The sequence below is a fragment of the Rhizobium quercicola genome (assembly GCF_021168455.1).
Taxonomy (GTDB): domain Bacteria; phylum Pseudomonadota; class Alphaproteobacteria; order Rhizobiales; family Rhizobiaceae; genus Ferranicluibacter; species Ferranicluibacter quercicola.
Window position 1 is genome coordinate 249,920 of sequence record NZ_JAJOZR010000001.1, and the last position, 19,648, is coordinate 269,567.

General features: G+C 64.2%; 16 protein-coding genes. 8 read left to right on the forward strand and 8 right to left on the reverse strand.

The window, feature by feature from the left end; all coding sequences use genetic code 11:
• The first annotated feature begins 216 nt into the window (after nt 1–216).
• The 5 genes from LRX75_RS01125 to LRX75_RS01145 all read left to right on the forward strand — a co-directional run bounded on the left by LRX75_RS01125 (nt 217) and on the right by LRX75_RS01145 (nt 5,434).
• Complete coding sequence (locus tag LRX75_RS01125) at nt 217–1,044, forward strand: phosphogluconate dehydrogenase C-terminal domain-containing protein (protein ID WP_231811369.1); 828 nt, start codon at nt 217–219, stop codon at nt 1,042–1,044.
• A 111-nt stretch (nt 1,045–1,155) separates the two neighbouring features.
• Nucleotides 1,156–2,097, forward strand: coding sequence for a D-ribose ABC transporter substrate-binding protein (locus LRX75_RS01130; RefSeq protein ID WP_231811370.1), 942 nt, complete (start codon nt 1,156–1,158; stop codon nt 2,095–2,097).
• Between the two features lie 72 nt (nt 2,098–2,169).
• Complete coding sequence (locus LRX75_RS01135) at nt 2,170–2,820, forward strand: DUF2291 family protein (protein ID WP_231811371.1); 651 nt, start codon at nt 2,170–2,172, stop codon at nt 2,818–2,820.
• A gap of 2 nt (nt 2,821–2,822) precedes the next feature.
• Entirely contained in the window at nt 2,823–4,373 is a 1,551-nt protein-coding gene (locus tag LRX75_RS01140) for a sugar ABC transporter ATP-binding protein (RefSeq protein ID WP_231811372.1), read from the forward strand.
• The gene (locus LRX75_RS01145) at nt 4,370–5,434 is read left to right on the forward strand and encodes an ABC transporter permease (protein ID WP_113148786.1); all 1,065 of its coding nucleotides are present in this window, start codon (nt 4,370–4,372) and stop codon (nt 5,432–5,434) included. The genes LRX75_RS01140 and LRX75_RS01145 overlap by 4 nt, the downstream gene beginning before the upstream one ends.
• Here LRX75_RS01145 and LRX75_RS01150 read toward each other — a convergent pair.
• Complete coding sequence (locus LRX75_RS01150) at nt 5,431–6,330, reverse strand: DMT family transporter (RefSeq protein WP_231811373.1); 900 nt, start codon at nt 6,328–6,330, stop codon at nt 5,431–5,433. The genes LRX75_RS01145 and LRX75_RS01150 overlap by 4 nt on opposite strands.
• Before the next feature lie 265 nt (nt 6,331–6,595).
• Here LRX75_RS01150 and LRX75_RS01155 point away from each other — a divergent pair, with 265 nt between their 5' ends.
• Both LRX75_RS01155 and speB read left to right on the forward strand, forming a co-directional pair.
• The gene (locus tag LRX75_RS01155; protein WP_231811374.1) at nt 6,596–9,118 is read left to right on the forward strand and encodes a methyl-accepting chemotaxis protein; all 2,523 of its coding nucleotides are present in this window, start codon (nt 6,596–6,598) and stop codon (nt 9,116–9,118) included.
• 89 nt (nt 9,119–9,207) lie between these two features.
• A complete protein-coding gene (speB, locus tag LRX75_RS01160) occupies nt 9,208–10,257 on the forward strand; it encodes an agmatinase (protein WP_231811375.1) in 1,050 nt (349 codons plus the stop codon).
• Between the two features lie 7 nt (nt 10,258–10,264).
• Here the strand turns inward: speB and LRX75_RS01165 are convergent, their stop codons facing one another.
• The 7 genes from LRX75_RS01165 to LRX75_RS01195 all read right to left on the reverse strand — a co-directional run bounded on the left by LRX75_RS01165 (nt 10,265) and on the right by LRX75_RS01195 (nt 17,852).
• Complete coding sequence (locus LRX75_RS01165; protein WP_231811376.1) at nt 10,265–10,681, reverse strand: DoxX family protein; 417 nt, start codon at nt 10,679–10,681, stop codon at nt 10,265–10,267.
• 166 nt (nt 10,682–10,847) lie between these two features.
• The gene (locus LRX75_RS01170) at nt 10,848–12,170 is read right to left on the reverse strand and encodes an extracellular solute-binding protein (protein ID WP_420851136.1); all 1,323 of its coding nucleotides are present in this window, start codon (nt 12,168–12,170) and stop codon (nt 10,848–10,850) included.
• Between the two features lie 59 nt (nt 12,171–12,229).
• Nucleotides 12,230–13,099 (reverse strand): carbohydrate ABC transporter permease, encoded by an 870-nt coding sequence (locus LRX75_RS01175; RefSeq protein ID WP_231811945.1) that lies wholly within the window; start codon nt 13,097–13,099, stop codon nt 12,230–12,232.
• 5 nt (nt 13,100–13,104) lie between these two features.
• On the reverse strand, nt 13,105–14,043 hold the full coding sequence (locus LRX75_RS01180; protein WP_231811378.1) for a carbohydrate ABC transporter permease: 939 nt from the start codon (nt 14,041–14,043) through the stop codon (nt 13,105–13,107).
• Nucleotides 14,036–15,139, reverse strand: coding sequence for an ABC transporter ATP-binding protein (locus tag LRX75_RS01185; protein ID WP_231811379.1), 1,104 nt, complete (start codon nt 15,137–15,139; stop codon nt 14,036–14,038). The genes LRX75_RS01180 and LRX75_RS01185 overlap by 8 nt, the downstream gene beginning before the upstream one ends.
• Before the next feature lie 157 nt (nt 15,140–15,296).
• On the reverse strand, nt 15,297–16,808 hold the full coding sequence (gene arfA / locus LRX75_RS01190; protein WP_231811380.1) for an arabinosylfuranosidase ArfA: 1,512 nt from the start codon (nt 16,806–16,808) through the stop codon (nt 15,297–15,299).
• Between the two features lie 114 nt (nt 16,809–16,922).
• Nucleotides 16,923–17,852 carry an ArsR/SmtB family transcription factor gene (locus LRX75_RS01195; protein WP_231811381.1) on the reverse strand — a complete coding sequence of 310 codons (930 nt, stop codon included), beginning with the start codon at nt 17,850–17,852 and terminating at the stop codon, nt 16,923–16,925.
• Nucleotides 17,853–18,055: 203 nt separating this feature from the next.
• Between LRX75_RS01195 and zwf the strand changes: the two genes are divergently transcribed.
• Entirely contained in the window at nt 18,056–19,573 is a 1,518-nt protein-coding gene (gene zwf / locus LRX75_RS01200; protein ID WP_338110270.1) for a glucose-6-phosphate dehydrogenase, read from the forward strand.
• The last annotated feature ends 75 nt before the right edge of the window (nt 19,574–19,648 follow it).

Sequence of the window (19,648 nt, forward strand, 5' to 3'; positions counted from 1 at the left end):
GGGAATGAGGCGCACGATAGAGGCCGCCGCGACAGTCGGCCGTTCCGATGCGTCCGCGCGATCTAGCCGGATTGCGTGATGGGGTAAAGCGAGAGCGAAAGGCATGCAACGACGAGGACCGCGTTCAGCAAAACCTCCTTTGAGATCATGTGAAATGATCATTGACTCATTATACCAGTTGTCGTTAGATGCGGTGACAGAACGGGATCAAGACACATGACATCGATCGCACTTTTCGGCGCCGGCGGAAAAATGGGCACGCGGCTGGCGCGCAACCTTATCGGCTCGCGCTTCGACATTCGCCCCGTGGAGGTGAGCGACGCCGGGCGGGCGAGGCTTCAGGCAGACCTCGGGCTGACCTGCTTCTCGGTGGAGGATGCGCTCGACGGCGCCGATGTCGTCGTTCTCGCCGTGCCGGATACGGCCATCGGCAAGGTCGCGTCCGGGATCGTGGACAAGCTCGCACCCGGCACCATGGTCGTCGTGCTCGACGCGGCAGCACCCTTTGCCGGCCATCTGCCGGAACGCGCCGACATCACCTATTTCGTGACGCATCCCTGCCATCCCCCGATCTTCAACGACGAGACCGAGATGGCGGCGAAGAAGGACCATTTCGGCGGCATCGCCGCCAAGCAGCATATCGTCTCCGCGCTGATGCAGGGGCCGGAAGAGCATTACGCGCTGGGCGAAGAGGTCGCCAAGACCATCTGGGCGCCGGTGATGCGCTCGCACCGGGTGACGGTCGAACAGATGGCGATCCTCGAGCCCGGCCTGTCGGAAACGGTCTGCGCCTCGCTGCTCGTCGTCATGAGCCAGGCGCTCGACGAATGCGTGAAGCGCGGCGTGCCGGAGCAGGCGGCGCGCGACTTTCTGCTCGGCCACATGAACGTGCTCGGCGCCGTCATCTTCAAGGAAGTCGAGGGCGTCTTCTCGGATGCCTGCAACAAGGCGATCGAGTTCGGCATCCCCGCACTGATGCGCGACGACTGGAAGAATGTCTTCGAGCCGCAGGAAATCGCCGAGAGCATTCGCCGGATCACCTGATCCGCACGCGGCCACGACGGTCCTGCTCATGAGCGGGCCGTCCGACGGCCAGACACGGACCCGCAGGGAGGCGGGTGCGTCAACCGAACGACAAAACCTGGGAGGAACCACATGAAACTCGCACGCAGACTGACCCTTGCCGCCTTTGCCGGCGTTCTGGCGCTTTCCACCGCCATGCCGTCCTATGCGGCCGATCTCATCGCGATCATCACGCCGAGCCACGACAACCCGTTCTTCAAGGCCGAAGCCGTGGGTGCCGAGGCGAAGGCGAAGGAACTCGGCTATGAGACGCTGGTTCTCGTGCATGACGACGACGCCAACAAGCAGTCGCAGCTGATCGACACGGCCATCGGCCGCGGCGCGAAGGCCATCATTCTCGACAATGCCGGTTCGGAAGCTTCGATCGCGGCCGTGCAGAAGGCCAAGGACGCGAAGATCCCGTCCTTCCTGATCGACCGCGAAATCAACGCGACCGGCGTTGCCGTGTCCCAGATCGTCTCCAACAATTACCAGGGCGCCCAGCTCGGCGCCGAGGAATTCGTCAAGCTGATGGGCGAAAAGGGCAACTATGTCGAGTTGCTCGGCCGCGAGGCTGATCTGAATGCCGGTATCCGCTCCAAGGGCTACCACGACATCATCGACGAATATCCGGACTTGAAGATGGTGGCGCAGCAGTCGGCCAACTGGAGCCAGACGGAAGGCTACTCCAAGATGGAGACCATCCTGCAGGCCAATCCGGATATTAAGGGCGTCATCGCCGGCAACGACACGATGGCGATGGGCGCGATCGCCGCCCTGCAGGCCGCCGGCCGCAAGGACGTCATCGTCGTCGGCTTCGACGGCTCCAACGATGTCCGCGACAGCATCAAGGCGGGCGGGATCAAGGCGACCGTGATGCAGCCGGCTTACGCGCAGGCGCAGATGGCCGTCGAGCAGGCGGATGCCTACATCAAGACGGGCAAGGCGCCGGCGGAAGAAAAGCAGCTGATGGACTGCGTGCTGATCACTGCCGACAATGCCGACAAGCTCGAGACCTTCGCGCTCAAGGATTGATTGCAGTCTCTTGAAGCGGGCGGCGCGTTCAAAGCCGCCGCCCGCGCCTTTTCCCATCCGGAGTTGACGGAAATGCCGCGTTTTCCCGCCGCTGCCGCGCTGTGCCTCGCCTCGGCCACGCTCTTGGTCCTGGCCGGCTGCAAGATCATCAAGACGCCGACGGCGGAAGAGGCTGCGGAGGCCGCCAGCGGCGGTTTCAACCCCGAACGGCAGGCAACGGAGTTGTGGACGCCGAAGGTGGTGCCCTATCTCACCGCGAAGGCCGGCCCTTACACCGACGTCGCCGCGCTGATCGCGTCCGATCCCGCAGCGGCGGCTGCCAAATACGGCCACAAGGAAAAGGAGGGCAATGCCCCCTGGACCTATGCCGCCAAAGTCTCGGGCACCGTGATCAAGGCCGAGACCACGTCGCGCGCCGGCTATCTCGACACGGATATCGACGGCGACGGCAAGGCAGATGTGCGCGTCCAGATCGGACCGGTCATCAAGGGGACCGCGATCCGCGACAGCCTCGATTTCGTCAGCTTCAACCAGTTCAAGAACCAGATCCAGTGGGCCGAATTCGGCAAGGCCTTCAATGCGCACCTGAATTCTCAGGTGCTGCAAGCCGTGCCGCGCGAAGGGCTGGAGGGCAAGACAATCGAGGCTGTGGGCGCCTATCCGCTGCCTGGTCCGGGGCAGCTGCCATTGTTGACACCTGTCAACCTGGTCGTCGGCGGCTGACCATGACAGGGGAAGACGACATCATCCTTCAGCTCGAGGACGTGACGAAGGTCTATTCCGGCATCGTCGCGGTGAAGAACGCCAACCTGTCGCTCCACCGCGGCGCGGTCAACGTGCTCGTCGGGGAGAACGGTGCGGGAAAATCCACGCTGATGCGGATGATCGCCGGCGTCGAGCGTCCGTCGCTCGGCCGGATTCTCCTCGACGGCAAGCCGGTCGAGTTCCACTCGCCGGCGGACGCGCAGAAACACGGCATCGGCATGGTGTTTCAGGAGCTCAACCTCTTCGGCAATCTGTCGGTCGCCGAGAACATCTTCGCCACCCGCGAGATCGTTCGCGGCTTCGCCGGCATCGATCACAAGGCCCAGGTCGAGAAGGCCAACATCTTCCTCGACCGCCTCGATGCGGGCATCAGTGCCGAGACGATGGTCGAGGACCTGCCGATCGGCCAACAGCAGCTGGTCGAGATCGCCAAGGCGCTTTCGCTCGACACGCGCATTCTCATTCTCGACGAGCCGACCTCGGCCCTGTCGGCCGCCGAGGTCGATATCCTGTTCAAGGTCATCGCCGAGCTGAAGGCGCAAGGCGTGGCGATCGTTTATATCTCGCACCGGCTGGAAGAGCTGATGCGCATCGGCGACCACATCACCGTGTTGCGGGACGGGCAGATTACCGGCCAGGCCCTCGTCAAGGACATCGACACCCGCTGGATCGTTCGCTCGATGATCGGCTCGGATGCCAAGGATTTCGCGAAATCCATCGATCACACGCTGGGTCGCGAAGCCTTCCGCGCCAAGGAGATTTCGCTCGCGCGGCGAACCGGCGGCCTTGCGGTCGATCATCTCTCCCTCTCCGTGCGGGCCGGCGAAGTACTCGGCATCTACGGGCTGATGGGCGCCGGGCGCAGCGAGTTCTTCGAATGCGTCATGGGACAGCATGCCCACGCGACCGGCCGCATCTTCGTGGACGGCGAGGAGATCCTCGCGCGCGACACGCCGACGCGCATCAAGCGCGGGCTGGCGCTGATCCCGGAGGACCGGCAACGCGAAGGCCTGGTGCAGGTGTTGTCGATCGCGGCGAACCTGACGCTCGCCAGCCTCGACCGGTTCGTGCGCTTCAAGTTCCACATCGCCGGCGAGCGCGAGCGTTCCGCCATCACGGCCGCTATCGCGGATCTTGCGATCAAGGCGCCGAACCCGGATTTCGACGTCACCTCCATGTCGGGCGGCAACCAGCAGAAGGTGGTCATCGGCAAGGCGCTGATGACGAGGCCGAAGGTTCTGCTGATGGACGAACCGAGCCGCGGCATCGATGTCGGCGCGAAGGCGGACGTCTTCCGCACCATGCGCCGGCTGGCGGGGGAGGGGCTCGCCATCCTGTTCTCCACCTCCGACCTCGAAGAGGTGATGGCGCTCTCCGACCGGATCGCCGTGATGAGCAACGGCCGCATCACCACCATTCTCGACCGGGCGGAGGCGAGCGAGGAAGAGATCGTGCGGGCGGCATCGATCGGGCACAAATCGACACAGACCAGCGGGGATATCGCGCCATGACGACGGCCACCACGACCACACCGGCAGCCGCGGCGGACGGCGGCTCGCTTCTGCTGACGCTGATGAAGCTGCGGACCTTCATCGCGCTGTTCGCCGTCATCGCCTTCTTCTCGGCCTTCGCGCCGAATTTCCTCTCGACCGCCAATATCATCCTGATGTCGAAGCACGTGGCGCTGAACGCGTTTCTCGCCATGGGCATGACCTTCGTCATCATCACCGGCGGCATCGACCTTTCGGTCGGCTCCATCGTCGGGCTGTGTGGCATGGTGGCCGGCGGGTTGATCCTCAACGGCATCGACCTGCAGATCGGCTATACGATCTATTTCAACATCGTCGAGGTCTGCCTGATCACGCTGGCGGTCGGCATCCTGATCGGCGCCGTCAACGGACTGCTGATCACGCGGCTGAACGTCGCGCCCTTCATCGCGACGCTCGGCACGCTCTATGTGGCCCGCGGGCTCGCACTTCTCTCCTCGGACGGGCAGACCTTTCCGAATCTTATCGGCAAGCCGGAACTCGCCACCACGGGCTTCGGCTTTCTGGGGTCTGGCCGCATCGTCGGCCTGCCGGTGTCGATCTGGATTCTCATCGTCGTCGCGCTCGCTGCCGCCTATTTCGCGCGCTATGTGCCGCTCGGCCGGCAGATCTTCGCGGTCGGCGGCAACGAGCGGGCGGCGCGCATGTCGGGCATCCGGGTCAACCGGGTGAAGATGTTCGTCTACATGTTCTCCGGCTTCTGCGCCGCCATCGTCGGCATCGTCATCTCCTCCGAACTCATGGCCGCGCATCCGGCCACCGGCAACTCGTTCGAACTCAACGCCATCGCGGCAGCGGTTCTCGGCGGCACCTCCATGTCCGGCGGGCGGGGCACGATCGGGGGCACCATCATCGGCGCCTTCGTCATCGGCATCCTGTCGGACGGGCTGGTGATGATGGGCGTCTCCTCCTTCTGGCAGATGGTCATCAAGGGCATCGTCATCATCGTCGCCGTTGTCGTCGATCAGGCCCAGCGCCGGTTGCAGCAGCAGGTGGCGCTGATGCAGCTGGCCAAGAAAGGTTAGGCGGGCGAGCCCTTGCGGCGCGGGCCTCGCCCCCGCCGCTCCCAGACGACGAGCAGGATGCTCGAGGCGACGATCATCAGGGCGCCGACGAACACGTTCACGGCCGGCACCTCCGCCCAGATGAGGTAGCCGTAGAGGAAGGCCCACATGAGGCCGGTATATTCGATCGGCGCGATGGCGGAGGCCGGGGCGTAGCGGAAGCCGTCATAAAGCAGGTATTGCCCGATGGTGGAGATGAGGCCGAGCGCCAGCAGGAGGCCCCAGCCCGCCAGATCCGGGGTCGTCCAGACCCAGGGCAGCGACAGCGCGCAGGCAAGGCCGAAGAGAAGGCTCGTCGCATACATCTGCGTCAGCGTGGATTCGCTGCGGCTGACGAGGCGCACGAGAATGGTGCTCCAGGCCCAGCAGAAGCCCGCGACGACGCACATGGCGGCGGGCACGAGATTTGGAGAGTGGGTGGGGTTTGCGGCCACGACCACGCCGATGAACCCGCCGATACAGGCGATCCAGCGTCCCGTGCCGATCGTTTCCTTCAGCACGAGGATCGACAGAAACATGACCATGATCGGCGCCGAGAAATAGAGCGTCGTCAGTTCCGCCAGCCCGAGCGCGCGGGCGGCATTGTAGAAGAGCAGCCAGGCGATGAGCATCAGGGCGGCGCGCAGCACCAGCGTTTTCCGGTAAGGGCTCTGCCAGGCGGAGGGGTGCTTGCGAACGCGGACGAGCACACCGGCGATGGCGACGATCACGAGGCTGCGGAAGAATAGGATCTGCGGCACCGCGTAGTCCGTCACCAGCCATTTGACGATCGCATCCTGCAGGGCGAAGCAGGCATAGCCCGCCGTGGCCAGCGCGATGCCCGTCAGCGGACCCTTGTCCTTGATCTGCGAAACCATGTGGTCCTCCAGCCGCGCACCCTCCGGCCCGCAAACATACGGAGCGGGGGCGCGCCATCGACAGCGCCGCAATGGCAGGAACCGGGCTGCGCCGCAATGTCAAAGTCAGGCGGAAGGCACGGAGAACTCCAAACGCCCGGGGCGCACGGCCGGACCCGCCAGAATCGTAAGGGTTTTATTATGTTTTAATCTGCATCTGACAGAATGCCCCACGCGCTGCGCGGATCACTCCGCTGCAGCCCTTTATGAGGTGGGGGAGCCTTTCATGATCGATCGTTTGATGTCTCGGATACGAATCCAGACCAAGGTGCTGGTGCTCGTCACGCCGTTCGTGCTCAGCATCACGGCCGTCGGCATCACCGGTCTCTACACCTCCGGCCTGTTGCAGGGCCGCATGGAAATCTCCAACAGCGTCCTCCAATCGCTGAGCGGCTTCAAGGAGGTCTTTTCCGCGATGTCGCGCTTCCTGATGCAGCCGTCGGCCGAGACCCACGATGCCGCGCGCAAGGAGCTGAGCGACGAGATCGCCAACCTGAAGACGATGGCGGACGGGCTGCGGGCGGAAACAGATGTCACAAGCCTCGACGAGGCGCTTGCCCAGTCCGCGACCATCGCCGCCAACATCGAAACCCTCTGGGCGCTGCAGACCGACCGCGAGCGGATCGCCGCCGCAGTCGGTGCGAGCACCGAGGAACTGCTGGCCGTGCAGGCCGCCGCGGGAAAACAGGCCTTCGTTCTCCTCGCCTCGGCCAAGACCTTGGAAAAATCGGCAAAGTCGGACCTGAAGACGGCGCTGCAGGTCGGCGCGCTCGGCTCCGCGGCGCAGACGTTTGCGGCGCAGGCAACCGCGGCGGCCAGTGACGCGGACCGGATCACGGCGATCAAGACGGGCCTGCTTGCCGTATCCGCCGCACTTGAAACAACGCTGAAGGCGCTCGGCAAGGTCTCGCTTCCGGCCGTCGATGCGCTGAAGCCCGAGATGGCGGCCGTTGGCGATACCGCTGCCAAGGCGGGTGCCGATCCCTTCGCCGCCGGCACGCTCGTCACCGCGCTCGCGTCGCTCGACCGCGCCGCGGCGGCGATCAAGGCGGCATCCGACGAGGCCCTGCGCAACGCCGTCTCGGCGCTTGCTGCTGCCGAAGGCGAAATCGCCAAGGCCGATCGTGTCGGCAACAAGCTGCGTGCCATCGTCGGAAATGCCAACCAGATCCGCGTCGTCTTCGCCGAACTCGCGGCCGTTCCGGACGAGGGCGGCGTGAAGAAGGTGCAGCAGGCGCTCTATGCCTATGGCAAGGAGATGGAGGGTCTCGCGACCGCCGTTCCCGGCGATACGGTTCTGGCCGCACTGCCGGCAAAGGCGAAGCCGGCCCTTGCGTCGCTGGAGGCCAATGCTCTCGCGCTTGTCGCCCTGTCGGAAAAGCAGCGCTCGGAATTCGACGCCGCGGCCGCACAGATCGACGGAACGTGGACGCTGCTGACGCAGTTTGCGGAAAGCCAGAAGCAGAGTGCCGGCACGGAACGCGAGCAGGCGAACACCATTTCGCTCGGTGCGACGCTTGCCGGCATCCTCATCGCCCTTCTGGCCGGCACCGCGCTGGTCATGACGCTGAAGGGCCCGATCGGCCAGATCACGGCCGCCATGCGTCGCCTTGCCGACGGTGCGCTCGATACGTCGATCACGGGTGAAAACCGGTCCGACGAAATCGGCGACATGGCGCGCGCGCTTTCCGTCTTCAAGGGCAATGCGCTGACCAAGGTCTCCATGGAAGAGCAGGCCGAGGCGACACGCCGCGAGACGGAGACCCAGCGCCTGCGCAACGATGCGGACCGCCAGGAGGCCGCGCAGCAGGTTCAGTTTGCCGTGGACACGCTGGCGCAGGGCCTGTCGCGCCTCGCGCGGGGCGACATGAGCTTCACCATCGACACGCCCTTTGCCACGCATCTCGATCGTCTGCGCAGCGACTTCAACGCCTCGGTCGGCGGCCTGCGCGAGACGCTGTCGGAAATCCGCACCATCTCCAGCGCCATCCACCACAATGGTCAGCAAATGGCCGACGCCGTCGGCGATCTCGCCAAACGCACCGAACAGCAGGCGGCGGCGCTGGAGGAAACCTCGGCCGCGGTCGACGAAGTCTCCTCCACCGTCCGCACGGCGGCTGGCCGCGCGAACGAGGTGCAGGGCATCGTCCAGCGCGCCAAGCGCAATGCCGACAACTCCTCCGGCATCGTGCAGAACGCCATTTCGGCCATGCTGCGCATCCGCGAGGCCTCCGACAAGATCGGGCAGATCGTCGGCGCCATCGACGCGATCGCCTTCCAGACCAATCTCCTCGCGCTCAACGCCGGCGTCGAAGCGGCGCGGGCGGGCGAGGCCGGCAAGGGCTTCGCCGTCGTCGCCCAGGAGGTGCGCGATCTCGCACAGCGTTCGGCGCAGGCCGCCAAGGAGATCGGCGGGCTGATCGCGAAATCGTCCGCAGAGGTTGCGACGGGCTCGCAATATGTCGAGCAGACCGGCAGCGCGCTCATGGAGATCGCGCACCAGATCGTCGATATCGCCGGCCATGTCGATCATCTCGCCACCTCCAGCCGCGACCAGTCGACCTCGCTCGAATCCGTCAACGGCTCCGTCAACCAGATCGACCACATGACGCAGCAGAACGCGGCGATGGTGGAAGAGACCAATGCCGCGACCCTGCAGCTTGCCGAGGATATCGACATGCTCGCAGGCCTCGTCGCCCGCTTTCGTCTGCTGGAAGCGGACGACGTGCGGCACGCACGGGCCGCTTGACCGGCCTTTGAGGCAGATCTCTGCGAATTCGGTTGAATTGCGGGGAGACCACGGTAGCGTCAGGCTCCCAGATCACCGGAGCCTCCTCGATGACGTTGACCGACCAGAAACTGCGCGACCTGCGCGAGAAGTACGCGACCGGGCATGGCGGCGAGATCAGCCATCCCGGCTTTCGCCGCGTGGCCGCGCATATCTTTTCCGAAAGCGGGACGCGGGCCGCACCTTATTCCGGCATTCCGACGCTGCTGTCGGCGCCTCTTGTCGAGCCGGGCGATGCCGACGCCTTCGATGCGCTGCAGGTCGCGCTTCTCGGCATTCCCATGGATCTTGGGGTGACCAACCGGACCGGATCCCGCTTCGGCCCGCGCGCGCTGCGGACGATCGAGCGGATCGGGCCCTATAACCATGTGCTCGAGGTCGCGCCGGTGCACGAGCTCCGCGTCGCGGATATCGGTGACGTTCCCTTTCGCAGCCGCTACCGGCTGGAGATGAGCCACGAAGATATCGAGCAGCATGTGGACCGGATCGTCGCAAAGGGCATCCTGCCGCTGTCGGTCGGCGGCGACCATTCGCTCACGCATCCCATCCTGCGCTCCGTCGGGCGGGAGCGGCCTGTCGGCATGATCCATATCGATGCGCATTGCGACACGGGCGGTGCGTATGATCTGACCAAGTTCCACCATGGCGGCCCCTTCCGCAACGCGGTGCTCGATGGCGTTCTCGATCCGACGCGGGTGATTCAGATCGGCATTCGCGGCTCGTCCGAATATCTCTGGGAGTTCTCCTACGATTCCGGGATGACGGTCATCCATGCCGAGGAGGTGACGGGGCTGGGCATCGCTGCGATCGTCGAAACGGCGCGCGCGATCGTCGGCGATGGGCCGACCTATCTCTCCTTCGATATCGACAGCCTCGACCCGGCCTTCGCGCCCGGGACGGGAACGCCGGAGATCGGCGGCCTGACGACGCGCGAGGCGCTGGAGCTGCTCCGCGGGCTGAAGGGCCTCAATTTCGTCGGCGGAGATGTCGTCGAGGTCGCGCCGCAATATGACAGCACGACCAATACGGCCCAGGCCGGCGCCCAGATGCTGTTCGAGATCCTGAGCCTGCTCTCCTTCAGCCCGTCGCTGAAGCCGTGATCATGGTCTACCGTTTGCGACGCGGCCAGCGCAGGATGCCCGTGGCATAGAGCGGCAGCCAGACGAGCACCGGCTGGAGCGCCAGACGCGGGAGGTGATAGAGCCAGGGCAGAACGCCCGCATCGATGGCGGTCAGGCTGTCGATGGCGTGCTTGATGTTGGCGGGGTAGACGCAGACGGCATACAGCGCGAGACCGATCGCCGCCGGCCGCTTGGCGCCGCGCAGCCAGAGGCCGATCGCGCCGAGAAGCTCGCAGACACCCGTCAGGGCGATGACCATTGCCGGATCAGGCACCCAGCCGGGCGTGATCGTCAGGAAGGGTGCTGGCCAGGCGAGATGCAGGAGGCCAGCGGCCCCGTAGAACAGGGAGAGCCCGATGCGCAGCCCGGTATGCCGTTCGTCGCTGCGCGCTGCTTCGATCATGGTGTGTTCGTCGTCCTGTGGCGGCCTGCAGCTTTACGCGATGTTCACTGCATCCAACACCCTGATGCGAGCGACCCGCCGCTTCAGGGAAAGCGACGGGCCTTGACCTCGAAGGCAGGGAGTAACGCCCCGAGGTCGAGGGAGATACGGCGAGCGCCAGCCGGTTCTACAGGTTGGCCAGGAGATCGTTGATGCGGTTCTCCATGTCTGCCAGCGCGGCATCGACCTCTTTCTGGCCGGTCATCGCGGCGTTCATTTCCTGGCCGATGATGTCCTGAATCGCGAACTGGCGCTGGACGGTGGAGGGCAGGGCCGTGCCGAGCGTGGCGATCGGTGCCACCGTGTCACGGTGCGGGAGAGCCTTGAACGCCGGCGTTTCGAACACGGCTTTGACGGCCGGCAGATGGCCGGTGCGCGACCATTCGAAGTCGTTGTCCTTGAAGAACTTCAGGAACTTGCCGATGGCCGCCGTCTCTTCGGCCGAGCGGTCCTTCTGCGAAATGCCCCAGGCATGGCCGTCGGCATATTGCGCCTTCTTGCCGGGGAAGAGCTGCGGATAGGGATAGACGGCATAGCCGCCCTTGTTGAGCGCGGTCCCCGCGGTTTGCGACGACGCATTGTAATCGCCGATGACCCAGGTGCCGTTGAGATGCACACCCCCTTCGCCGGCGAGGAAGGCGTTGATGCTGGCGGCGTAATCCATGTCCTTCGTGGTGTCGCCCTGATCGAAGATCGCCTTGTACATTTCGAGGACCTTCTTGGCCTCTGGCGTCTTCAGCTTGACCTTCAGCGGATCGGCGAAGAAGTCGGAATCCTGCTGGAACAGATAGGTGTAGAAATTGCGGGTGTAGAGCGCCGTCTCGTTGGCGAGGTTCTGGACGAAGTAGGGCTTGCCGGTCTTCTCGCGGAACTGCTTGGCCTGTGCCAGAAGTTCGTCGACGCTGGTCGGCAGTTTCGGCGTGCCATCGGCGTTGACGAGGTCGGCCTGCTTAAACAGGTCCATGTTGATGTGGTAGAGCATGGTCCAGTTGTCGATGGGCAGGCCATAGATCTGGCCGTCCTTGGTCACGCCGTTGCGGGCCGCATCGGTAAAGTCGTCCGGTTTCACGCCCACGGAGGCGAGAACCTCGTCGAGCGGCATCAGCAGGCCCTTGGACTGGTAGTCCGACAGGGCGGAGTGGTGGATCGAGACGATGTCGGGCGGATCGCCGGCCGCAAACTGCGCGGTCAGCTGGTCATAGCCCGGCCACTCCACCGTCGTCACCGAGATATGGATATCGGGATTGTCGGCGTTGAACTTGTTGATCATCGAGGTGATGATCCCGCATTCGCCCACGGCCTTGGCCACATCGGTATTGCTGCCGAAATCCGCGTCGCAGGCGCCGAAAAAGCGCTGCAGGCTGAGCTCCGTTGCCGCGAACGACGGCGTCGCCGCCATCACGGCAAGGGCCGAGGCCGCGGCCAGAATAGACGTCCTCCATACATGCATCATGCGTGTCTCCTCCATGTCATGATTGCGTTCACCGGCCTGCGGGCCGGGCAGTCTTCTCACCGCACGGCAGCGCCGGATACGGCGGTAACGATGTATTTCTGGAAGAACAGGTACAGGATCAGGATCGGCGCGCTGGCGAAGACCGCCTGCGACATGAGAAAGCCGAGACCTTCGGACTGCGCGAAATTCGTCTGCGTCGAGGCGATGCCGACCGTCAGCGTGTACATTTCCTTCTTCGTGCCGGAGATCAGCGGCCAGAAGTAATCGTTCCAGACGCTGAGGAAGGTGAAGATGCCCAGCGTCGCCTGTGCCGGCACCGTCAGCGGCAGCAGCACCTTCCAGAAGATCTTGAATCGGCTGGCATTGTCGAGAAGCGCGGCCTCGTCCAGCTCCTTGGGGATGGCGCGAAAATACTGCGTCATCAGGAACACGCCGAAGGGCGCCGAAAGCCAGGGCAGGATCAGCCCCGGATAGGTATTGTGCAGCTTCAACCAGGAAAAGAGCTGGTGACGGGCGATCAGAACGGCCTGCTCGGGAATGGCGAGGCCGATGAGCACGATCACGAAGAGGACGTTGCGGAAGGGAAAATTGAGGCGGGCGAAGCCGTAGCCGGCGAGCGAGCAGAGCACCAGCGTGCCGAGCGTTACCCCGCCGGAGACGATGAGGCTGTTGAGGATCCACCGGAAGACCGACGAGGTCGTCAGGATGTTGAGATAGTTCTGGAGCGTGTAGGGCGCATGGAAGACGGCGTTCATGCTCGCCATCAGCTCCTTGTTGTCCTTCAGCGACAGAGCGACGACCCAGACCAGCGGCGCCATCATGATCACGGCTGTCGCGATCGTGAGGGCCAGAATGATGCGGTCGCCGGTGCTGCGGCCGACCATGCCCGAGGGTGCCGCACGCGTCGGCGCGGATGGCGCGGTCATCGTGCTCATGCGTCTTCTCCCCTTCGCCGGGAAACGAGATACTGGATCATCGCGGCCACGAGGATCAGCGCGAACAGCACCTCGGAGGCGGCGGCGCCCAGGCCCAGATCCCACCGCTTGAACGCGGCGTCGTAGATATAGAGGACGAGCGGGGTGGATACGTTGTTGGGACCGCCATTCGTCATCAGCCGCGCCTGCCCGAAGAGCTGGAACTGCAGCACGATCTGGATGACGACGACCAGCACGAAGGTGCGCTTGATGGACGGGAAGGTGATGGAGCGGAACGTGCGCCAGCGCCCCGCATTGTCGAGCGCGGCGGCCTCGTAGATGTCGCCGGGGATCTGCTGGAGCGCGGAGAGAAACAGCATCATCGGCAGGCCGATGCACCACCAGATCGTCGCAATCGCGATGGCGATCATCACGAGCTTTGGGTCGGACAAAAAGGCCGGGGCCGTCGCGCCGAACCAGCCGTAGACGGTGGACAGGAGGCCGAAGCCCGGCACGAAGACGATGCGCCAGATCAGCGTGACGATGGTGACGGAGAGGACGGACGACGCGAAGAAGATCGTGCGCAGCACCGCTGCCGTGCGCGTCTGCCGGTTGAGCGCCAGCGCCAGTAAAAGGCCGATCAGGGCCAGCGCGGGAACGGTGAGGAGGACAAAATAGAAGGTGTTGCCGATGGCCTGCAGGAAGATCCGGTCGTTGAAGAGCCTGATATAATTGGCCAGCCCGACGAAGCGGCCGGTGGAAAAGGCATCCGCCTTGTGCAGGCTCATCCACATGCCCCAGAACAGCGGCACGATGAGCAGCAGCACGAAGAAGACGAGATAGGGCGCAACGAAGAGCGCGTTGCGCCAGAGGGGAGCGTTGACGTTCTGGACCCGTCGCCGGGACGGTGCAGCGGGTTGCGCCGGGGCGGCGCGGGAAAGCGTGAGGTCAGCCATGGCCGATCTCCTCCGCATGGCGGGCCCGGCCTTCCGCGTCGAACAGATGCGTCCGCGTGCCGTCGAGGGTGAGCGCGATCTCGTCGCCGATGGCAACGCGGCTCATGCCGATATCCTCGGCGACGATCATGCTGCCATCCTTCAGGCGGATGTAGAGGAGGGTGCGGTCGCCGAGCCTTTCGAGCACCTCGACCCGGCCGGGAATGGTGTCGCTGGCGCCGGGCTCGGCCCGACGCACGGCTTCGGCGCGGATGCCGAGCGTCTGCTCGCCGCCGGTCATGCCATCGGCCCGGATGGTGGTGGTGAGGTGCGCGCCGTTCGGCAGCGTCGCCACGAGGAAGCCGCCGCGTTCCGACAGCGTGACCGGCAGGAAGTTCATGGTGGGCGACCCGACGAAGGTCGCGACGAACCGGCTTGCGGGCCGCAGATAGATATCCATCGGCGTGCCGATCTGCTCGATCTGCCGATTGTTCATGACGACGACCCGATCGGCCAGCGTCATCGCCTCGATCTGGTCGTGGGTGACGAAGATCATGGTGGATTTCACGCGATTGCGCAGTTGCGCGAGTTCCACGCGGGTTCGCACCCGAAGCGCGGCGTCGAGGTTGGACAGCGGCTCGTCGAACAGAAAGGCCTTGGGTTCCTTGACGATGGCGCGGCCGATGGCGACGCGCTGGCGCTGGCCGCCGGAAAGCTGGCCGGGCTTGCGGTCCATGAGATGCCCGATCTCCAGCATGCGGGCGGCTTCCGCCAGACGCGCCGCGATCACGTCCTTGGGCACGGCGATGTTCTCAAGCCCGAACGCCATGTTGTCGGCGACCGTCATGTGCGGATAGAGCGCGTAGGACTGGAACACCATGGCGATGCCGCGCTGGCCGGGTGGCAGCGTGTCGATCCGTTCGCCATTGATCAAGATCGAGCCTTCGTCCACGCTTTCGAGCCCGGCGATCATGCGCAGCAGCGTCGATTTTCCGCAGCCGGAGGGGCCGAGGAACACCATGAACTCGTTGGCCTTGACGGACAGCGAGAGGTTCTCCAGCACCGTCATGGCGCCGTAGCGCTTCGTGACGCTGTCGATCTCGATCTGCGCGGTCATGCAAGCCTCCTGCCGGTGTCGTTCAAAACACAGGTCCGCATCCTATCCTCCCGGCGGGGGAGCGGGTGACCGCCCGGCGATCCGCCATCCTTGCCGCCATTCCCTATCGCCGAACCGGGTATCCTCTGCCGGTTCGCATGCTCGCTTTCGAGCCGTCTCAGGCCTTCAGCCGGATCATCCGGTAGCTCAGCGGCGCGATGGACGCCGTGAGGCGACCGTCCGCCAACAGGGCGCCGTCGCCCTTCACCGGCACGACATTGTCGGGCGTCTCCGCTGTGTTGGTGATGCGCAGGTCGGAATGGGCGATGACCTGATCCTCGACGATAGTCAGGGCGCCGAATTCGAGCAGGCCGACATCGAGATCGAGTGCCTCGCTCTGATGCCGGTTGACGAGGAAGAAGGTGAGATGGCCCGAGGTCGCGTCGTGCACGGCTGAGACGTCGAGATAGGGAACCGTGCCGATGTCCTCGACGCTATAGGTCGGGCTGTCCACCATCAGTTTCAGCGCCGTGCCACGGCCATAGACCGAGGCGTAATAATAGGGATAGAAGATCGTCTGGCGCCATGCCGGGCCGCCCGGCACCGTCATGATCGGCGCGATAACGTTGACCAACTGCGCAAGGCAGGCGATCTTCACCACGTCGGCTCGGTTGATGAACGTGTTGAGAATGCAGCCGACCTGCAGCACATCCTCGAAATTGTAGTCGTCCTCGAGCAGGGGCGGCGCCTCCGGCCAGCCATTGTGGCCTTCGAGGATCGCCTTGTCCCGTTCCTTGGAGTGGTACCAGACGTTCCATTCGTCGAAGGAGATGTAGACGTCCTTCTTGGACCGCTTCTTCGATTTCACATAGGCGATGACGCCCGCGACCGTGCCGATATAGGTGTCGAGTTCCAGGCTGCGGGCCAGATAGCTCGCCGTGTCCCTGGCCCGGTTCTCGAAATACATGTGCAGCGAGATGTGGTCGACTTCGTTGTAGGTGTGCTCCAGCACCGTCGCTTCCCATTGCGGGTAGGTCGGCATGTGGGCGTTGGAGGAGCCGCAGACGACGAGTTCGAGCCGGCTGTCGAAGGCGCGCATGGCCTTTGCCGTCTCGTGCGCAAGCCGCCCGTATTCGTCGGCCGTCTTGTGGCCGATCTGCCAGGGTCCGTCCATCTCGTTTCCGAGGCACCAGAGGCGCACGTCGAAGGGCGCTTCGCGGCCATTGGCACGGCGCTTGTCGCTCCAGGTGCTGCCGCCCTCGTGATTGACATATTCGAGGAAATTTCGGGCTTCGTCGAGCCCGCGCGAGCCGAGATTGACCGCAAGCATCATCTCGGTGCCGACCGTCTCGCACCAGTCGGCGAATTCGTGAATGCCGACCTGATTGCTCTCCGAGGTATGCCAGGCGAGATCGAGACGAACGGGACGCTCTTCGCGCGGGCCGATCCCGTCCTCCCAATTGTAGGCGGACACGAAATTGCCGCCGGGATAGCGCACGATCGGCACCTGCAGCTCTTTGACGAGATCGATGACATCCCGGCGCATGCCATCGGCGTCGGCCGTCGGGTGGTCCGGCTCATAGATCCCGGTGTAGACGGCGCGGCCCAGATGCTCGATGAACGAGCCGTAGAGTCGCGGGTCGATCTCCGAGATCGTGAATTTGCTATGGGCGATAACCGTCGCCTTCATGCCGTCCTCCCGAGTCAATCATATTTCATGATTTATATCATGATTTAAGATGAATAGAGCGGAGGCAGGGAGAAGCGTCAAGCGGAAAATGTTGTGCAGTGCGATACCGGCAGCCTACGTTCGGGTGCGCAGCCGCAGCACTATATCCTGATCGTAGTTGCCGAAACCGCGCCCGAAAATGTTGATGCCGCCGGGATGCTTGGCATCGTCGCGCACGCCGATCCGCAGGCGGATGGAATGGTGGACGTCCAGTTTCAGATCGTCGAGGCGAATGTCGGATATCCGCAGGCCATCGACATAGGAGCCTTCGTCATTGACCCGAAAGCTCTTGAGCTTCCCATATTGCGAGCCCTTCAATTTCCACCAGTCCGGCGTGTAAACCCCTCTTTTATCACCGAAATCCCCAGGGGATGTCCATGTCCCCACCTCTACGCCATTGACGCCAAGCGTGATGTCGGAAGGCCAGTCGGCGCTGGTGCCGGGGACCTCGGAGGACAGTTCCAGCACGAATTCCAGCTCGCGGATCTGTGCGTTGGCAAGGCGGGCATTGTTGGGAAACTGGTATTCGACATGGCCGCGGGTGAACCAGATCAGCCCGGTCTTCATGCGGTCGGGATCGAGAAACGTGCTTGGCACATCGAGCAGTCCGATGATGCCATCGACCGAACAGAGGCCGCAGGGTGCCGAGACCTCGAAGCTCGTGTAGAGGCCAAGTGGCATCGACACGTCGATCGCGTCCGGTTCCGTTTCCTTGATATCGTTCTTAAGAACGATCAGGATTTCATCGTAAAGCGTGTGACAAATCTTCTGGTTTCCCTTGCGTGCCTTGATCGTCTCCGTCCGGATCAGCCCGGCTTCCTGCAGCACCTGAATATTGATCGACACGCTGGATTGCGGCGATCCGAGGACCTCTGCGATGTCGTTGACATTCATCGGCCCCTTGCTTTGCAGCAGTTTCAGGATCGAAATGCGCGCCGGCGACGCCAGACCTTTCAACACGGCCTGGTTTTCTTCGGGATCGACGACAAGAAAATTTCGGCTCACGATCTGGCACTCCGAGCTTGGCCTGAGATCGGCCATTCATATCGATAATGCTGATCCAGTCAACAACCGCATTTGCGCCTGATTGGCCGGTGAACCTTGCTTTCCCCGCCCTATCTACCGCGAAACCTCTCGCGCGGCCGACGACGATGCCGGCGGGACGAAGACCCGCGAAGGAGACCCGCGTGACGACACCGACAGCCCGCGTGCAGCAGACCGCCGACGCCACCTCGGGCGCAGCCCTCGGCAATCTCGACCCCGCACCGCCCGCCACGCTGGTGATCTTCGGCGCGACCGGGGATCTCACCCGCCGCCTGCTCGTGCCCGCGCTGATCAACATGGAGCGGGAAGGGCTCATCCACCCGTCCTCGACCGTGCTCGGCATCGGCAAGGATGCGGGCGACGACGAGATGCTCCGGGCGGGCCTGGAAAGCTTCAGCGCCGGGCATTTCGGTGAGGGAGATGCGCAGCGTGGCGAGGCCTGGGCGCGCCTGCGCCCGAGACTGCGCTACCGCGCCGGAGACTTTACGGCAGACGAGATCTACACGCAGATTGCCGCGGAACTCACCGGCAACGCCGTCTTCTACCTCGCCGTACCGCCGCGCTTCTTCGGCGATATCGTGGAAAAGCTCGCCGATCACGGGCTGACGACGGAAGCCGACGGCGCCTTTCGCCGTATCGCGATCGAGAAGCCGTTCGGGCACGATGCGGCATCCGCGAAAGCTCTGAACACGCGCATCCTGTCGCGCGTGGCGGAGACGCAGGTCTACCGGATCGACCATTTCCTCGGCAAGGAGACGGTTCAGAACATCATGACGCTGCGGTTCGCCAATATGATGATCGAGAAGCTGTGGAACAGCGACAGCATCGACCATATCCAGATCACGGCGGCGGAAACCGTGGATGTCGGAACGCGCGGCAGTTTCTACGACGGGACCGGCGCCTTGAGAGACATGGTTCCGAACCATCTCTTCCAGCTTCTGTCCATGGTGGCGATGGAACCGCCGATCAGCTTCGACGCCGAGGCCGTGCGGGACGAGAAGGCGAAGGTCTTGCGCGCGATCCGGATCTACGAGCCGGAAGAGGCGGCTGCCAACAGCGTGCGCGGCGTCTACACGGCCGGAACCATCGGCGACCGGACGATCCCCGCTTACACGGAAACGGCGGATGTGAAGCCCGACAGCACGACGGAGACCTATGTCGCGCTGAAGCTGATGATCGACACCTGGCGCTGGGCCGGGGTGCCCTTCTACCTGCGCACCGGCAAGGCGCTGACCGTGCGGGATACGGAGGTCATCGTCACGTTCAAGCCCGTGCCGTTCGCGCAGTTTCCGCGCCTGCGAAACGCGCACCTGCCACCGAACCGCATCGTCATCCAGATCCAACCGGATGAGGGTATCAGCCTCGACATGCTCATCAAGCGACCCGGCATCGGCGTGGCGGTGGAGCCGGCGGTGATGGATTTCCGCTATGCCGGCCTGTTCGATATTGGCCGGCTGAACGGCTACGAAACCCTGATTTACGACATCCTGACCGGCGACCAGACCCTGTTCCAGCGGGCGGATGCGGTGGAAGCAGGCTGGCGGGCCGTCCAGCCGTTTCTCGACCGCTGGGCGGAAGGCGGGTCACCTGAGCCTTACGCGCCCGGCTCGCTTGGGCCGGATGCGGCGGCAGATCTGCTCGCCCGCGATGGTCTCGCCTGGCACGATCTCGTCACCCGTTGACGCGCGGGATTGAGGCAAGACCGCGGGCCTCGCTTGGCCGGAATGGGACGGAAACGTCCCGGCGTCGAAGCCGCA